Consider the following 15204-nt stretch of genomic DNA (forward strand, 5'->3'; position numbering starts at 1 on the left):
ACATTTTTAAAACCATGACAGTCTTTGTTATTTAAGACTAGTCATGGTTTTTTGATAGGTATATTTTCTAATCAGTGTATTATCAGGTGGAGTCTCGATGCTAAAGAAGAAATAGTGGTCGAGGCCGTCTTTGGCGTTTTCTTTGTTGAGTTTAAAGTAGGGTTTTTGGGCGTTTGCCATGCTTCGCATCAGATCGTCCGTGAGAAAAGTGAGTGGGATATCTAGTGCAGAATACTTGTAGAAATCTTTTTCAAACTGTTTGTAATGCTTGCTGAAATAATCCATTTGTAAGGCATTTTTTTCATAATCAAATAGACTCATCATCCTCCTCCTTAGCCTGTTTTATTGTTAAGATATTGTCTAAGTCTAGTTTGAGATAGGCTGTATTGGTTTTAAAGGTTAGTTGGTTTTTGTCAATGTCTGAGACACTGCCGTAATAGTCATCTATTGTTTTCTGATTTTTGACACTAATTTTGATGGCTGTTTGGTTGGCATAGACTTGCTCAAGAAGTCTTATTTTTTCTGTTAGTGGCATTTCTGAAAAGAAGGTGATATGGGTGAAGGCATCTGATAGGGCGGTGGTGTGTTCAGAGAGGAAAAATCCTAGCCATTTTGCCATTTTTCTATCTTGATACTCTCTTGCCGACTGAAAAGGCAGATAGGAACGGTCAATCATTTGAGTCCCTCCAATCCTCCAGCAGAATGTCCTCCAATTAAGCGACTGCGAGCAATATTACGGGAATTTTCTAAGAGAACAGTCCCTTTTTGCAGGGCTAAAAAACCAAATTGATCGCGAATGGTGTCGATAGTGCTTTGCAGTTTTTCTTCTTTTTCAAGGCTTGCAAGATCATCAAAGAGAGAGATCAAGGCATAACTTTCATCAACTAATCCGGCATACCTGACACCAATCTGACGAACGGCACCGGACGTATATTTTTGTCGAAAGAGTGCAATAACTGTCCGTTGTAATACTTGTGTTTGATTGGTTGGCTCTATCTTGGTATGTTTGTGAATCCCTTTTTTCATCTCTGTTTTTGAATAGGTGACATCGATAGCGACCCTAGTTGTTTTTTTATGCGCTCTTCTTAGCCGGATAGCGACTTGTTCTGCCATTTCATTAAGGACGAGCTCGATGTCTCGCTGGTTGGTGTAGTCTTTGGGGAGAATTTGCGAATTTCCCAGTCCTTTTGCTTTTACGTGATAGGGAGTGTGGACGTTACTTTCATCAACGCCATTCGCATGAAACCATAACTGAACGCCGATAATACCAAATTCTTTTTTGAGCTGATCGGGATTGGCGTTAGCCAGTTCTCTGACTGATAGGATACCCAATTTTTCAAGGCGCGTGGCTGTTCGTTGTCCAATTCCCCAGAAATCAGTGAGTTGAGGAATTCCCCAGACCTTGGTTTCGACATCCTGATAGGACCAGTTAGCTCGCATGGTGCTTGTTTTCTTGGCTTCGTTATCAAGCGCTAGTTTGGCAAGAAGTGGATTGGCATTACTCATACCGACAGTTGAAAAAATACCCGTTTCCTTCCAGATATCATGTTGGATTTTGGCAGAGAGGCTATCAAGTTTTTCCTTTTTTGAGAGTGTTTTATCGGGGATAAAATAGTCAAGAGATGAGGTGAGATCAATCAATTCTTCATCGATAGAATAAGGAAGAATATCCTTTGGGCTGGTATAATTTTGAAAGATTTGCTGGATTTTGCTATTGACTTTGATGTAGCTATCCATCCTAGGTGGAACGATGAGTGTTCGTTTGGCCCAGTTTTCGACATAGGCAATTTCTTGCGGTGTTGGGTTAAGTCCTTTTTGTTTTGCCCGATAATAATTGAACCGTCTGGTTTTAAGATGAAAGGGTAAATTGTGGGAACGACCAACATTATGCTGTCCAAATATTTTTTTAAAAGTGGGTGAAGCTGCCAAAATAAGACCATCAGCATTATCGGCACGACTCATCACACATAGTGAGGTGGTTAGCGGGTTTAACCCACGCGCCACACACTCAACGGATGCGTAGAAGGATTTCATATCGACAAAAGCAATATCAGACTGAGGTTCTCTAGCATAATCAATATAACCCATAGTGTTTCTCCATGTGTGTTACTCTTTTTTGCAAGGCCCCTTAATGATCATAGGCACCTTTAACGACTGGCATAAAGTGACTGACGACAAGGCCCACAATCTTAGGCGCATCTTCATAAGGGATTAGCTGGTCGGGGTAGTCTTTGTTGAGAGAGACCATGCGAAACCCCTCTTTTTCACGATAGAGTTTTTTGATGTAGAGGGTATCATTCCAAGAGAGGGCGTAAACAGCACCATCATAGTCAAAACCATTGGCCTTAATGAGTGCGACTTCGCCATTTTGATAGATAGGCTCCATCGAAGCCCCTTTGATCCAAGCGGCAATATCATAGCCGTGCTGTTCGACATCCGAATAGACGGTCTCTGTCTCGTATTCATCAAAAAGGGATTCTCCCAACCCAGCTGAAAGAGCAACATCTGAGAGTACTGTGACAGCAAACAGTGGTCTGATTTTTTGGTTTTGTTGGGTGACGAGCAAATCAGAAACGTACTCCTTAGCATTTTGTTGGTTTGATGGGGAGAGTCTGAGATAGTCTCTGACAATCTGATATTCCGATTCAAAATAAGTGTCTTCTACCTCAAGGATAAGTGCTAGAGTAGCCAAGTGCTTTTGGTTAGGTATAGTTTTACCACTTTCCCAGTGATGATAGGCCACTCGACTGATTTCCAATTGCTTTGCCATCTGGGCTTGAGAAAAGCCTTTTTCAATTCTTTTTTCCTTTAAACGTTCTTTTGAAAACATAAAACACCTCTTGTTAATTTATAACTTAACAAAATTATATCACTTTTAAGAGAATTTGCAAGCTGGAAAATGATATTGGATAAAAGAGAGGTGATAATATCAAAAAAACACGAGTTTACTTCTAAAATAATTCTAGTTTTTATCTAGTGTTTTTCAAGCAGTCATAGTAAGCATCATTGAGTCTTTTATTTTCTTGTGATATGATGGTGTCAAAGGAGTTGATATCATGGCAAATGTTATTTTTCTAGATTTAGATGGCGTTGTTTTTGATTCTTATCATATCTGGGATCAAGTGGTTGAAACCTTGCTGGCTCAAAATGGCCTTCGCTTAACACCTATTATTCGTCAACGATTGTGGCAGAGTACAATGACTCAAGCAGAACAGTATTTATTGTCTCTCTTAGGCAAAGAGTGGACTTTAGAGGATTTGAGACGAGAAAAAGATAGATTGCTTGTTAGGGCTTATGAAAAAGTGACCTTATTTGAAAATGTCACCCCAACGCTTGAAACACTAGTGAAAGAGGGTTACCGTCTTATTGCTGTGACTAGTAATGAAAGACATTTAGCTTTAAAAGGACTGGAGAGCAATTCCCTTTTACCATATTTTAAGGCCGTCTATAGCATTTTTGATTTTAACTTTCATGATAAAACAAGTGATTTCTTGCAAAGAGTGGTGCGAGAAGCTGGTGTAGTAGAAGATCATCTTGTCATGGTTGAGGATTCTTGGAAAAATTTGCAACAAGCTAAAAATCTTGGCATCACGACGATTTATTTTGAAAATCCTGTCTATCCTCTAGAAGATCAAAAAGCCTTTATTGATTTTCGTTTTTCTCAATTTAGTGACTTGCCAAAACTAATGAGTGTTATTTTTACTCATTAATTTCACAAACTCTTGAGAATTTTTTAAAAATGTGTTATTATCAAGTTATAAAATTAAATAGGACATTTGGGGTGCTTAACAGCTGAGATTATACCCATTGAACCTGATACAGTTAGTACTGTCGCAGGGAAATGTGTGCCGTCATGAGTGTTTTTTGTGACGGGAAAGTACTTTTTTTCTTTGTGAAATATAAAGCGCTTTCATTATCTAATGATTATCCAACCCCGTTTGCTTGCAAATGGGGTTTTTATGATTCAATAGAAATATTTTAGCTGGTTATCATTTCAAGTCTGTGAAAGGAGAAGTGATGGTTAATCATAAAACGACAAAACTATCAGTGCTAGCGATTATGATTGCACTTGATGTGTTTTTAAGCCCGATTTTTCGGATTGAAGGGATGGCTTTTATGTCCAGCGTGGTTAATGTGATAGCGGGTGTTTTGATGGGTCCTGTCTATGCTTTAATCATGGCTTTGATGACTGCTGTCATTAGAATTTTAACCCAATCTGGGGTTGCTGCTGTTGCTCCTTTGGCCATTTTAGGTGCAGGGCCAGGTGCTTTTTTAGCAGGGGTTTGCTATCGTCTTTGGAAAAAAGACTGGGCCTCATGGTTGGGTGAATTTATAGGAACTGGTTTAATAGGTTCTATCTTATCAGCACCTGTCATGGTGTGGTATTGGACCTTTAGTGCTCAAGGAGATAGCGAACTTTTAGCCAAGGCCTCAGCAGCCCAGTCTCTCTTCTTGTTTACCCCAAGATTTGTTGGCGCAACTATTATCGGTGGCATCATTGGGATGCTCTTAGTGAAAGGTTTGAAGCGAGTGCCTTTATTTACACGTCTACAAACCCTATTTATGTCTTAAGGAGAAGAATCAAATGAAAAAAATAACATTGAAAGATGTTTTACTAATTGCTTTATTATCTGTGGTACTTGGTATTATCTATTTGGGAGCTGGCTATGTCTCTGGTGCCATGGTACCTTTTATTGGACCTGTTGCTCATGAAATCATTTATGGGATTTGGTTCGTTGCAGCGCCTATGGCTATCTATATTTTAAGAAAACCAGGTACAGCTATCATCACAGAACTTTTAGCTGCCTTGGTTGAAGTTTTGACCGGATCTGTGTTTGGTCCTAGTGTCTTGATTATCGGAACGCTTCAAGGACTTGGTTCAGAGCTTGGTTTCACTGTCTTTGGTTATAAAAATTATAAATGGCCAGCCTTTGTATTATCAGCTATTTTGACATCATTATTCAGTTATGCTTGGTCTTACTATGCTAATAGTTATGGTGCTTTTGGTTTAACTTATAATTTAGTGATGATTAGTGTAAGAACCTTATCTTCTATCGTCTTTTTCCTTATCACCAAGGGCATTTGTGACCAACTCCAACAAAGTGGTGTTCTTAATTCCTATGCCATCAGTAAGAAGGGTTAAGCTATGCTATTGGTAGAGAATTTAAGCTATGCTTATCAAGATCATCCTCCTCTTTTTGAGCAGTTGACTATTTCAATGACACAAGGTGAAAAAATTCTTATCGGTGGCTATTCTGGTTGTGGTAAAAGTAGTCTTGCGTTTTTGTTGGCAGGATTAAAAAACCCTACAACTGGGACTGTCTTATTAGATGATGTTGCGATTTCTCCCAAAGATGTTGGTTTTATTTTCCAAAATCCTGATTTGCAGTTTTGTATGGACACAGTTGCTTTGGAATTGCTCTTTGTGCTAGAAAATTTGCAAGAAAATCCTGAGACTATGGCTGATAAGGTTACTCAAGTCTTGCAAAAAGTTGGTTTAGCTAATTATCACCATCGTCAGATTAATACTCTTTCTCAAGGAGAAAAACAACGCCTATCTTTGGCAGCTATTTTTTTAAAAAAACCTAAGGTCATGATTTTAGATGAGGCTTTTGCCAATCTTGATCAAAAAAGTGCCTTAAAACTGCTAGATGATGTCTTGGTTTATCAAGAACAAACCAATGCGATTTTGATTGTTATAGATCATTTGATTGATTATTATAAAGGCAAAATGGACACTTATTACTGGTTTGAAAAAGGATTGTCAGCGGTTGACTATGATGTTTTAAAGCATCATTTCCCACCTCTAATATTGAAAGATAAAAAGATTTCTTTAGGGGAAACTTTGCTAGAAACCAAGCAGTTTCAAGTGCAACTGACAAAGGATAAGACGATTTCCTATCCAGATATCAGCTTAAAAAGAGGCGAAAGGCTTTGTCTAGATGGGCCAAGTGGTATTGGGAAATCCAGTTTTTTCTTAGGTCTTTTAGGTATCTATAAGAACAAAGGAGCTATCAAAGGCATTAAAAAGGATATGTCTGCCATTACTTTCTTGTTTCAAAACCCATTGGAGCAATTCATTTTTGCCAATGTCTATGAAGAGATTTTTCAGACTTGTCGCGATGAGAAAAAAACACAAAGTATTTTGGAAACACTGCAATTATGGGAGAAAAGGAATTTATCACCTTTTCAGTTGAGTCAAGGACAACAACGGCGTTTAGCTGTTGGTATTATTCTGGCTAGTCAGGCCTCTCTTGTTTTGATTGATGAGCCAACCTATGGTCAAGATGCTTATCATGCACAAGCAATCATGGATTTGATTTTAACCTATTGTCAAGAAAATCACTGTGGTTTAATTTTCACGAGCCATGATCAAGTTTTAAAAGAGACTCTAGCAACACGTTTTGTGGAGGTGACTAATGCTGAAGCTTAAAAATTATCACCCAGCCATGACCTTTGTTAGTTTATTAATTCTAACCTTTGCTTTTAGTCTTAGCTTTAATCTTTGGTTGACTTTAGTGTTACTGGCTTTCATCTGGTTGGCAGAACTCTTTTATGGTGGCGTCAAGCGTCCCTTCCTTTGGGTCAATGGTCTTGGTTGTTTGATGGGGATTTCTCTTTTCATTGGGACCTTTATTTGGGGTAAAAACCCTCATGATTTTGTCTTGTCGTTAACGGTTGCTTGTCGTCCGCTTGTCTTTATGAATGTTGGCTTGCTCTTTCATCTATCCCATTCTAATTATGATTTTATTGAATCACTACACCAAAGTTTTGCCCTTCCTAGCCAGTTTGCCTATGGCCTATTTGCAGTCTTCAACCTCTTACCACTTATTAGATTACAGTATCAGAGAAATCGTCTAGCCTTTAAACTAAGAGGACAGCGAGTTGGACCGTTATCGGTGAAGTTGATCTTATCTTTACTGTTTAAAACAATCTACTGGGTGGATCATTTAGAGATGGCCATGATTTCAAAGGGCTTTGATTCAGAAAGTCAGAGGACACATGCTCACCGTTATCCGATTTTGATGAAGGATTATTTCTTACTAGCTGTAGCGATTGTTTCAGCAATTATTATCTTAATCGTTTAAAAGGATGACAAAAAACAGTATTAATCACTTATTGTGAATTTTAAATTAAGAAAAAAGGAGTTTCTCATGTTAAAAGAACAAATGATTGCTAAGGGAGAAAAATACATTGACCTTATCTATAATGACCCCTTCATTCAAGGCCTTATTAGTGGTCAACTAGATCCTAAAGCAGTTTGTCATTATTTGCAAGCTGACTACGCTTATCTTAATAAATTTGCTGACATTTATGCCTTATGCCTTGCTAAATCTGATAATGTTACAGATAAACGTTTCTTTATTAATCAACTTTCCATGATTTTAAGCGATGAATTAGAAGGAAAAGAAGGACCGCATCAAGTGTTAGCAGCCTATACTGGAAAGCCATATAGTAGTATTGTTGCCGATAGCAAATGGTATCCGTCTGCGGACCACTACATTAAGCATATGCACTACAACATTCATGAACATGGGATTGCAGGGGCTTTGTCAGCGATGGGGCCGTGTCCGTGGATTTACCACGAAGTGGCTAAAAAAATTAATGCAGAAAATGATTTGGCGGACAATCATCCCTTTAAAAAATGGATTGATTTCTACGCGGAGGATTCAACCGAGGAATTAATGGACAATTTTTTCAGAATGATTGACTACTATTCACAAAACATTTCTCAAGAAGACAAGACTATTTTTGTCGATAATTTTGTTAAATCTTGCCAACATGAAAGACGTTTCTTTCAAATGGCAGTCACACAAGAAGATTGGGAGGACTAAAATGGCTAAATTAGATACCGTTTTAACAATTGCTGGTACCGATCCTAGTGGCGGTGCAGGCATTATGGCTGACTTGAAGAGTTTTCAAGCCAGAGAAACGTATGGGATGGCTGTGGTGACTAGTGTAGTTGCCCAAAATACTCAAGGTGTTAGAGCAGTGCAACACATCACCCCTGATATGGTGGATCAACAACTCGCCTGTGTCTTTGACGATATTCCACCACAAGCGATTAAAACAGGCATGCTTGCTCAAGTTGAGATAATAAACATTGTTGCTTCGTATTTAAAAGACTACCCTAATCCTTATGTTCTAGATCCAGTCATGGTGGCAACAAGTGGGGATCATTTGATTGAAGAAGAGGCTGTTGAAGCCTTAAAGAGTCAATTATTACCTTTAGCAACACTGATTACCCCTAATTTACCTGAAGCAGAAGTTTTAGTTGGGCACTCGTTACCTAATGAAGCAAGTATCATCCAAGCGGGTTATGAGATTCAAGACAAGTATCATGTCAAAAATGTCATTATTAAAGGTGGGCATGCGACAGGTCTCGCTAAAGATTATCTCTTTTTAGAAAATGAGGGCTTAATGACGCTCAGTAGCGAACGAATTGATACTGTTCATACTCATGGAACAGGTTGTACATTTGCGGCTGTTGCTGCAGCTGAACTTGCCAAAGGCAAAACGGTTGTTGAGGCTGTTAAGACAGCTAAAGCATTTATCACTTCAGCAATTGAAAATGCACCAAAATTAGGTAAGGGCCATGGTCCTGTCAATCATTTGAGCTATAGAGGATAGAACATGTATTTAGAAGAATTGAAAAAAAAGAATCCCCTTGTTATTTGTATCACCAATAATGTGGTTAAGAATTTCACAGCAAATGGGCTTTTAGCTCTAGGGGCTTCCCCTGCTATGAGTGAATATGAGGAGGATTTGGAAGATTTGTTAAAAAATGCCAGTGCTCTTTTAGTGAATATTGGAACATTAAATCCAGAAAAATGGCAAGCTTATCAAAAGGCTATTACTATCGCTTCAGCCAATCAAGTGCCAGTGGTTTTAGACCCTGTAGGAGCTGGTGCCAGTCGTTATCGATTGAAAGTATCTCTTGATTTACTAGAGCATTATCCAATCACTCTCTTACGAGGGAATGCCAGTGAAATCGCTGCTTTAATTGGCGAGAAGCAAGCATCAAAAGGAGTAGATAGTGGCTATGTGGAAGATATTGGTGGCTTGGCACGAAAAGCCAGTGTGCATTTTGGCATTCCTGTTATAGTGACAGGTCCAGTTGATGCTATTGCTTCAAATAATCAAGTACGACTCATTCAAAATGGGAGTCCTTTGATGCCTTTTGTGACAGGAACGGGTTGTCTACTGGGCGCTGTATTAGCTGCTTTTATCGGTCTTTCAGAAGAAAAGGATTATCTGGATTGTTTGTCTGAGGCCATGTTAGTTTATAATATTGCTGGAGAATTGGCACAGGAACAAACTAGTACAACTGGTCCAGGAAGTTTTAAAGTTGCTTTTATAGATAGTCTTTATCAGATAGAGACTGAGCAAATAAAAGAAAGGCAAAGGATTACGAATGATTAAAGATAATTTAAAGCTTTACTTTGTCTGTGGGACAGCCGATTGTCCACAAAATAATCTTCTTTCCGTTGTTGAAGAAGCACTAAAAGGAGGAATTACTCTCTTTCAATTTCGTGAAAAGGGTCCCAATGCTTTGGTTGAAGAAGATAAGAAAAAAATGGCACAACAACTACAAAGTCTTTGCCATCGTTACCAAGTCCCTTTCATTATTGACGATGATATTGATTTGGTAGAAGAAATTGATGCCGATGGTCTTCATATCGGTCAAGGAGATATTGCTGTCAAAGAAGCAAGAAAACGTCTTCCCAACAAAATCATTGGATTATCGGTTAGTACCATGGCCGAATATCAACAATCAGCGATTGAACTTGTTGATTATATTGGCGTTGGACCTTTTCAAGCAACACAATCTAAGGCAGATGCCAAACCACCGATTGGCAATAGCACAACTAAGGCTATCAGAAAAATCAATCCAGATCTTCCTATTGTAGCCATTGGTGGCATTAATCAATCTGTCATTGTTTCTATCATCGCAGCAAAAGCAGATGGTGTTGCCATTATCTCAGCTATTTCTAAAAGTCCAAATGTCTATCAAACGACAAAACAGTTGAGACAGACACTCGATCTGGCACTTACTAAATAGCAGTCTCTTTCTTTAAAGTTAGTGTCAGTCGTGTTTAAAAGGATTTTTAGGAAAATAAAAAAATACTCATCTTTTAAAAAAGATGGGTATTTTTATTAAGTTTTTTGATAAAAAAAGCTAATTATTTATTTCTAGTTTTTTAAATGCTCTTAGAGATTTTAGCTTGTTTGCTCCTTACATGTGCTATTAGGTCTAATTTTGAACATAGAAATGTACAATACTTGGTCTTTATAAAAGCGCTTACAAAAATTATAATAAAACTAGAAAGAAAATAAAACTTTGAAAAGAGGTAGTTTCTATGGATATATTTCTAGCTCCCCTAAATTGGTTCTCGCAAAACATTTTGCAGAACCCAGCTTTCTTTGTAGGTCTCTTAGTTTTAATCGGGTACCTACTACTCAAAAAACCTTTACATGAGGTTTTTGCAGGATTTGTCAAAGCAACCGTTGGCTACCTCATCTTAAATGTGGGTGCAGGAGGACTGGTTGTTACTTTCCGACCGATTTTAGTGGCCCTCGCTCAAAAATTCGACTTAAATGCGGCAGTTATTGATCCTTACTTTGGTTTGGCTGCTGCTAATGCTAAACTTGAAACGATGGGCTTCATCAGTGTTGCCACCACAGCTCTTTTAATCGGCTTTGGTGTCAATATTTTACTGGTTGCTCTTCGTAAAATTACAAAAATTAGGACCTTATTTATTACAGGTCATATCATGGTACAACAAGCAGCAACAATTTCAGTATTCGTTCTTCTTTTAATCCCGCAATTGCAAAATTCTTGGGGAATGTGGGCGGTTGGTATTATCTGTGGTCTTTACTGGGCAGTTAGCTCTAACATGACTGTAGAAGCGACACAACGCTTGACTGGTGGTGCAGGGTTTGCTATCGGTCACCAACAACAATTTGCCATTTGGTTTGTTGATAAGGTTGCGCCTTTCTTTGGTAAGAAAGAAGAAAATCTTGACAACTTAAAATTACCGTCATTCTTAAGTATTTTCCATGATACTGTCGTTGCCTCAGCAACACTAATGCTTGTCTTCTTCGGTGCTATCCTAACTGTTCTTGGTCCAGAAATTATGTCAAATACTGAACTCATTACAACAGGAGCCTACAGTCCAGATAAGCAAGCCTTCTTTATGTATGTTCTTCAAACATCACTCACCTTCTCTGTTTACCTATTCATCTTGATGCAAGGTGTTCGGATGTTCGTTTCTGAGTTAACAAATGCCTTCCAAGGGATTTCTAATAAACTGCTTCCAGGATCATTCCCAGCGGTTGACGTTGCCGCTTCCTATGGTTTTGGTTCAGCAAATGCCGTTCTTTCAGGCTTCACCTTTGGTTTAATCGGTCAATTAGTCACTATTGCTCTTCTTGTTATCTTCAAGAGTCCAATTCTTATCATCACTGGTTTTGTCCCAGTATTCTTTGATAATGCTGCCTTGGCTGTTTATGCTGATAAACGAGGCGGTTGGAAAGCTGCTGCTATCCTATCATTTTGCTCTGGTATTCTTCAAGTGGCACTTGGTGCAGTAGCAGTTGGTTTACTTCAATTATCAGGTGGTTATCATGGTAATATTGACCTTGTTATTCCTTGGTTACCATTTGGTTATCTCTTTAAATATCTTGGTATTATTGGTTTCGTTCTTGTTTGTCTCTTCTTGTTAGTGATTCCACAATTACAATATAGAAAAGCAAAAGATAAAGAAGCCTACTACAAAGGTGAGGTTCAAGAATAACGATAAATATTATCAATGACTTTGTCCTATTGCAAGGAGCAATGATGGACTAGATAAAAACTAGGAGGAAAAACAATGCTTAAAATATTGACAGCGTGTGGCAATGGTATGGGATCATCCATGGTAATCAAAATGAAAGTTGAAAATGCCCTTCGTCAACTGGGAATTACAGATTTTCAATCGGCTTCTTGTTCAGTTGGTGAAGCAAAAAGCATGGCAGCTAATTATGATATTGTCATTGCTTCTAATCATCTCATTCATGAATTAGATGGTCGTACAAAAGGACATCTCGTAGGTTTAGATAATCTAATGGATGACAATGAAATCAAAGAAAAATTACAAGCTGTATTGTAAGTAAGTCATTATTTGGATAATAGAGAAAGGTATTGTTAATTGATTTGCAATACTTTCTCTTTATGCCAAGCGCAAGTTTATCTGATACTTAGTGATAATAGTTGCTTTTTATGACTGAGATAGAAAGGAGAGAGTATGAATTTAAAACAAGCTTTTATTGACAATCAATCGATTAGGTTGGGGCTTAGTGCAGATACATGGCAAGAAGCCGTTAAATTATCTGTTCAACCCTTAATTGAAAGTGGTGCTGTGAAAGAAGAATATTATCAAGCAATTATCGACTCTACTGAAGAGTATGGTCCTTATTATGTCTTGATGCCTGGAATGGCCATGCCTCATGCTCGCCCAGAAGCAGGTGTATTAAGAGATGCCTTTTCTTTAATCACATTACAAGAACCAGTTGTTTTCTCTGATGGAAAATCTGTTCAAGTGCTTATTGCTTTAGCAGCAACCAGCTCAGACATTCATACCTCAGTAGCGATTCCTCAAATTATCGCTTTAATGGAACTAGACAATGCTATTGAGCGTTTAGTAGCTTGTCAAAGTGCTGAGGAAGTACTTGCTATGGTAGAAGAATCTAAAAATAGTCCTTATTTAGAAGGATTGGATTTAAACAGTTAATCATAATAGCAGAAGTAAGGCAATGATTTCTAAAGATGAGAAAGACTGCCTAATAAGAAAGGAAAACTATGAAAAATCATATTCCAAATTTACAAGTCGCTCTAGATCATTCAGACCTTCAAGGAGCCATTAAAGCAGCCGTTTCGGTTGGACAAGAAGTTGATATCATTGAAGCAGGTACCGTTTGTCTGCTTCAAGTTGGTAGTGAATTAGTAGAGGTACTACATAATCTTTTCCCAGATAAAATTATTGTGGCTGACACTAAGTGTGCTGATGCTGGAGGAACTGTTGCTAAAAATAATGCCTTAAGAGGAGCAGACTGGCTGACCTGTATTTGTTGTGCCACTGTTCCAACAATGAAAGCAGCACTTAAAGCCATTAAAGAAGTTAAAGGTGAGCGTGGCGAAATTCAAATTGAACTTTATGGGAACTGGACTTTTGAAGAAGCTCAAAGCTGGTTAGATGCAGGCATCTCACAAGCCATTTATCATCAATCAAGGGATGCTCTTTTGGCTGGTCAGACATGGGGTGAAAAAGATTTAAGTAAAATTAAAAAATTAGTTGACATGGGCTTTCGTGTTTCTGTGACGGGTGGTTTAAATGTTGAGACACTCAAACTATTTGAAGGCATTGATGTTTATACTTTTATAGCTGGTCGTGGAATCACTGAAGCCAAAAACCCAGCAGAAGCAGCGCGTGCTTTTAAAGATGAAATCAAACGAATTTGGGGGTGATGATATGGTTCGTCCCATTGGTATTTATGAAAAAGCGACACCAAAGCAGTTGAATTGGTTAGAGCGTTTGTATTTTGCCAAAGAACTCGGTTTTGATTTTGTTGAAATGTCTATTGATGAGTCAGATGCGAGATTAGAACGGCTTGATTGGACAAAAGAAGAGCGTTTAACCATCGTTAAGAACATTTTTGAAACAGGTGTTCGTATACCAACCATTTGTTTTTCTGGGCATCGTCGTTACCCACTTGGGTCAAACGATCCTGAGATAGAAGCAAAATCACTAGAATTGATGAAAAAATGTATCGTCTTAGCACAAGATTTGGGTGTTAGAACGATTCAATTAGCAGGCTATGATGTCTATTATGAAGAAAAATCATCAGAGACTCGTGCACGATTTATGAAGAATCTCCGTCAGGCTTGTGATTGGGCAGAAGAAGCACAAGTCATTTTGGCCATTGAAATCATGGATGACCCTTTTATCAATTCGATTGAAAAATATTTGGCGGTGGCAAAGGAAATTAATTCGCCTTATCTGTTTGTCTATCCTGATACAGGCAATGTCTCAGCCTGGCATAATGATTTGTGGAGTGAGTTTTACTTAGGTCATCATGCCATAGCTGCTATTCATTTGAAAGATACTTATCCAGTCACAGAAAAATCAAAAGGACAATTTCGCGATGTACCGTTTGGTCAAGGGTGTGTAGACTGGGAAGCTCTATTTGATGTGCTTAAAAGAACAAACTATAACGGACCATTTCTTATTGAAATGTGGTCTGAAAATTGTGAAACAGTGGAGGAGACAAAAGCTGCAATCAAAGAAGCACAAGCGTTTCTTTATCCATTGATTGAGAAAGCAGGGTTGAAAACATGGTAAAAGATTTAAACGATATCAAACAAAGAGTTTGTGACGCCAATAAGTCACTTCCGACTCACGGTTTGGTCAAATTCACTTGGGGAAATGTTTCAGAAGTTTCTCGTGAACTTGGTTGTATTGTCATTAAGCCATCAGGTGTTGATTATGACAAACTAAGACCAGAAGATATGGTTGTAACAGACTTAGACGGGAATATCATTGAAGGAGACTTGAATCCCTCATCTGATCTGCCAACTCACGTTGCTTTATACAAAGCTTGGCCAGAAATTGGAGGAATTGTCCATACCCATTCAACAGAAGCTGTTGGTTGGGCTCAAGCTGGAAGGGATATTCCCATTTATGGTACCACTCATGCGGATTGTTTCTTTGGTCCAATTCCTTGTGCTCGCTCATTGACTGAGCAAGAGGTTAATAGCGCTTATGAAAAAGAAACTGGCACGGTTATCTTGGAAGAATTTACCAACCGCAAGCTTGATCCTTTAGCTGTTCCAGGAATTGTTGTTCGTAATCACGGGCCATTTAGCTGGGGCAAGACACCAGAACAAGCTGTTTATAACTCAGCTGTCTTAGAAGAAGTGGCTAAAATGAGCCGTCTGACAGAACAAATCAATCCAAGGGTTCAACCGCTTCCAAAATACGTTATGGATAAACATTATTATAGAAAACATGGTGCTAATGCTTACTATGGTCAAAAATCATAAAGCAAAAAGAAGATAAAAGTAGTCTAGAAGACAAAAACTAATGCGACTGATTCAAAAGTAGTGCTTTTGGCACTGCTTTTTTGGTCAGAAAAATGATAGAAAGGCCGTAAAGTTATAAAACC

At 38.3% G+C, this 15204-nt stretch carries 19 protein-coding genes and 1 riboswitch; of the genes, 15 read left to right on the plus strand and 4 right to left on the minus strand.

The features are described from left to right. Window positions 1-27: 27 nt before the first annotated feature. From JHK62_RS05965 to JHK62_RS05980, 4 genes are read right to left on the minus strand one after another with little or no spacing between them, the layout of a single operon-like run. The gene (locus JHK62_RS05965) at window positions 28-321 is read right to left on the minus strand and encodes a DUF5960 family protein (RefSeq protein WP_199575917.1); all 294 of its coding nucleotides are present in this window, start codon (window positions 319-321) and stop codon (window positions 28-30) included. Next, a complete protein-coding gene (locus tag JHK62_RS05970; protein ID WP_199575853.1) occupies window positions 308-676 on the minus strand; it encodes a hypothetical protein in 369 nt (122 codons plus the stop codon). Before JHK62_RS05970 ends, JHK62_RS05965 begins: the two co-directional genes overlap by 14 nt. Further along, the gene (locus tag JHK62_RS05975; RefSeq protein ID WP_199575854.1) at window positions 673-2088 is read right to left on the minus strand and encodes a Y-family DNA polymerase; all 1416 of its coding nucleotides are present in this window, start codon (window positions 2086-2088) and stop codon (window positions 673-675) included. The genes JHK62_RS05970 and JHK62_RS05975 overlap by 4 nt, the downstream gene beginning before the upstream one ends. Window positions 2089-2128: 40 nt before the next feature. Then, window positions 2129-2830 (minus strand): XRE family transcriptional regulator, encoded by a 702-nt coding sequence (locus JHK62_RS05980; protein WP_199575855.1) that lies wholly within the window; start codon window positions 2828-2830, stop codon window positions 2129-2131. 226 nt (window positions 2831-3056) lie between these two features. Here JHK62_RS05980 and JHK62_RS05985 point away from each other — a divergent pair, with 226 nt between their 5' ends. The 15 genes from JHK62_RS05985 to JHK62_RS06055 all read left to right on the plus strand — a co-directional run bounded on the left by JHK62_RS05985 (window position 3057) and on the right by JHK62_RS06055 (window position 15082). Then, window positions 3057-3710 (plus strand): HAD family hydrolase, encoded by a 654-nt coding sequence (locus JHK62_RS05985; RefSeq protein ID WP_199575856.1) that lies wholly within the window; start codon window positions 3057-3059, stop codon window positions 3708-3710. A 57-nt stretch (window positions 3711-3767) separates the two neighbouring features. Beyond that, window positions 3768-3857: riboswitch (TPP riboswitch) on the plus strand. A 160-nt stretch (window positions 3858-4017) separates the two neighbouring features. Continuing rightward, on the plus strand, window positions 4018-4572 hold the full coding sequence (gene thiW, locus JHK62_RS05990) for an energy coupling factor transporter S component ThiW (protein ID WP_199575857.1): 555 nt from the start codon (window positions 4018-4020) through the stop codon (window positions 4570-4572). A 13-nt stretch (window positions 4573-4585) separates the two neighbouring features. After that, window positions 4586-5143 (plus strand): ECF transporter S component, encoded by a 558-nt coding sequence (locus JHK62_RS05995; protein WP_199575858.1) that lies wholly within the window; start codon window positions 4586-4588, stop codon window positions 5141-5143. 3 nt (window positions 5144-5146) lie between these two features. Continuing rightward, window positions 5147-6433: an ATP-binding cassette domain-containing protein gene (locus tag JHK62_RS06000; RefSeq protein ID WP_199575859.1), complete on the plus strand. Its 1287-nt coding sequence runs from the start codon at window positions 5147-5149 to the stop codon at window positions 6431-6433. Next, window positions 6420-7088 (plus strand): energy-coupling factor transporter transmembrane component T, encoded by a 669-nt coding sequence (locus JHK62_RS06005; protein WP_199575860.1) that lies wholly within the window; start codon window positions 6420-6422, stop codon window positions 7086-7088. Before JHK62_RS06000 ends, JHK62_RS06005 begins: the two co-directional genes overlap by 14 nt. Before the next feature lie 66 nt (window positions 7089-7154). Continuing rightward, window positions 7155-7835, plus strand: coding sequence for a thiaminase II (gene tenA, locus JHK62_RS06010; protein WP_199575861.1), 681 nt, complete (start codon window positions 7155-7157; stop codon window positions 7833-7835). A 1-nt stretch (window position 7836) separates the two neighbouring features. Beyond that, window positions 7837-8631 (plus strand): bifunctional hydroxymethylpyrimidine kinase/phosphomethylpyrimidine kinase, encoded by a 795-nt coding sequence (gene thiD / locus JHK62_RS06015; RefSeq protein WP_199575862.1) that lies wholly within the window; start codon window positions 7837-7839, stop codon window positions 8629-8631. Window positions 8632-8634: 3 nt separating this feature from the next. Beyond that, complete coding sequence (thiM, locus tag JHK62_RS06020; protein WP_199575863.1) at window positions 8635-9423, plus strand: hydroxyethylthiazole kinase; 789 nt, start codon at window positions 8635-8637, stop codon at window positions 9421-9423. Next, the gene (thiE, locus tag JHK62_RS06025; protein WP_199575918.1) at window positions 9419-10063 is read left to right on the plus strand and encodes a thiamine phosphate synthase; all 645 of its coding nucleotides are present in this window, start codon (window positions 9419-9421) and stop codon (window positions 10061-10063) included. The genes thiM and thiE overlap by 5 nt, the downstream gene beginning before the upstream one ends. Window positions 10064-10361: 298 nt before the next feature. Further along, window positions 10362-11798 (plus strand): PTS sugar transporter subunit IIC, encoded by a 1437-nt coding sequence (locus tag JHK62_RS06030; protein WP_199575864.1) that lies wholly within the window; start codon window positions 10362-10364, stop codon window positions 11796-11798. A gap of 75 nt (window positions 11799-11873) precedes the next feature. Then, window positions 11874-12152 (plus strand): PTS sugar transporter subunit IIB, encoded by a 279-nt coding sequence (locus JHK62_RS06035; protein ID WP_199575865.1) that lies wholly within the window; start codon window positions 11874-11876, stop codon window positions 12150-12152. Between the two features lie 135 nt (window positions 12153-12287). Further along, complete coding sequence (locus tag JHK62_RS06040; RefSeq protein WP_199575866.1) at window positions 12288-12773, plus strand: PTS sugar transporter subunit IIA; 486 nt, start codon at window positions 12288-12290, stop codon at window positions 12771-12773. A 68-nt stretch (window positions 12774-12841) separates the two neighbouring features. Beyond that, on the plus strand, window positions 12842-13507 hold the full coding sequence (locus tag JHK62_RS06045; protein ID WP_199575867.1) for a 3-keto-L-gulonate-6-phosphate decarboxylase UlaD: 666 nt from the start codon (window positions 12842-12844) through the stop codon (window positions 13505-13507). Between the two features lie 4 nt (window positions 13508-13511). After that, window positions 13512-14381 carry an L-ribulose-5-phosphate 3-epimerase gene (locus tag JHK62_RS06050; RefSeq protein WP_199575868.1) on the plus strand — a complete coding sequence of 290 codons (870 nt, stop codon included), beginning with the start codon at window positions 13512-13514 and terminating at the stop codon, window positions 14379-14381. Continuing rightward, complete coding sequence (locus JHK62_RS06055) at window positions 14375-15082, plus strand: L-ribulose-5-phosphate 4-epimerase (RefSeq protein ID WP_199575869.1); 708 nt, start codon at window positions 14375-14377, stop codon at window positions 15080-15082. The genes JHK62_RS06050 and JHK62_RS06055 overlap by 7 nt, the downstream gene beginning before the upstream one ends. Window positions 15083-15204: the final 122 nt, after the last annotated feature.

Source organism: Streptococcus pacificus, assembly GCF_016481305.1.
GTDB classification, from domain to species: Bacteria; Bacillota; Bacilli; order Lactobacillales; family Streptococcaceae; genus Streptococcus; species Streptococcus pacificus.

Coding starts and splice junctions, on each gene's coding strand:
- JHK62_RS06030 (WP_199575864.1), top strand. CDS start 10,362: ATGGATATATTTCTAGCTCCCCTAAATTGGTTCTCGCAAAACATTTTG.
- thiD (WP_199575862.1), top strand. CDS start 7,837: ATGGCTAAATTAGATACCGTTTTAACAATTGCTGGTACCGATCCTAGT.
- JHK62_RS05970 (WP_199575853.1), bottom strand. CDS start 676: ATGATTGACCGTTCCTATCTGCCTTTTCAGTCGGCAAGAGAGTATCAA.
- thiM (WP_199575863.1), top strand. CDS start 8,635: ATGTATTTAGAAGAATTGAAAAAAAAGAATCCCCTTGTTATTTGTATC.
- JHK62_RS05975 (WP_199575854.1), bottom strand. CDS start 2,088: ATGGGTTATATTGATTATGCTAGAGAACCTCAGTCTGATATTGCTTTT.
- JHK62_RS06055 (WP_199575869.1), top strand. CDS start 14,375: ATGGTAAAAGATTTAAACGATATCAAACAAAGAGTTTGTGACGCCAAT.
- JHK62_RS06050 (WP_199575868.1), top strand. CDS start 13,512: ATGGTTCGTCCCATTGGTATTTATGAAAAAGCGACACCAAAGCAGTTG.
- JHK62_RS06005 (WP_199575860.1), top strand. CDS start 6,420: ATGCTGAAGCTTAAAAATTATCACCCAGCCATGACCTTTGTTAGTTTA.
- JHK62_RS06045 (WP_199575867.1), top strand. CDS start 12,842: ATGAAAAATCATATTCCAAATTTACAAGTCGCTCTAGATCATTCAGAC.
- thiW (WP_199575857.1), top strand. CDS start 4,018: ATGGTTAATCATAAAACGACAAAACTATCAGTGCTAGCGATTATGATT.
- JHK62_RS05995 (WP_199575858.1), top strand. CDS start 4,586: ATGAAAAAAATAACATTGAAAGATGTTTTACTAATTGCTTTATTATCT.
- JHK62_RS06000 (WP_199575859.1), top strand. CDS start 5,147: ATGCTATTGGTAGAGAATTTAAGCTATGCTTATCAAGATCATCCTCCT.
- JHK62_RS05980 (WP_199575855.1), bottom strand. CDS start 2,830: ATGTTTTCAAAAGAACGTTTAAAGGAAAAAAGAATTGAAAAAGGCTTT.
- JHK62_RS05985 (WP_199575856.1), top strand. CDS start 3,057: ATGGCAAATGTTATTTTTCTAGATTTAGATGGCGTTGTTTTTGATTCT.
- tenA (WP_199575861.1), top strand. CDS start 7,155: ATGTTAAAAGAACAAATGATTGCTAAGGGAGAAAAATACATTGACCTT.
- JHK62_RS06040 (WP_199575866.1), top strand. CDS start 12,288: ATGAATTTAAAACAAGCTTTTATTGACAATCAATCGATTAGGTTGGGG.
- JHK62_RS05965 (WP_199575917.1), bottom strand. CDS start 321: ATGAGTCTATTTGATTATGAAAAAAATGCCTTACAAATGGATTATTTC.
- JHK62_RS06035 (WP_199575865.1), top strand. CDS start 11,874: ATGCTTAAAATATTGACAGCGTGTGGCAATGGTATGGGATCATCCATG.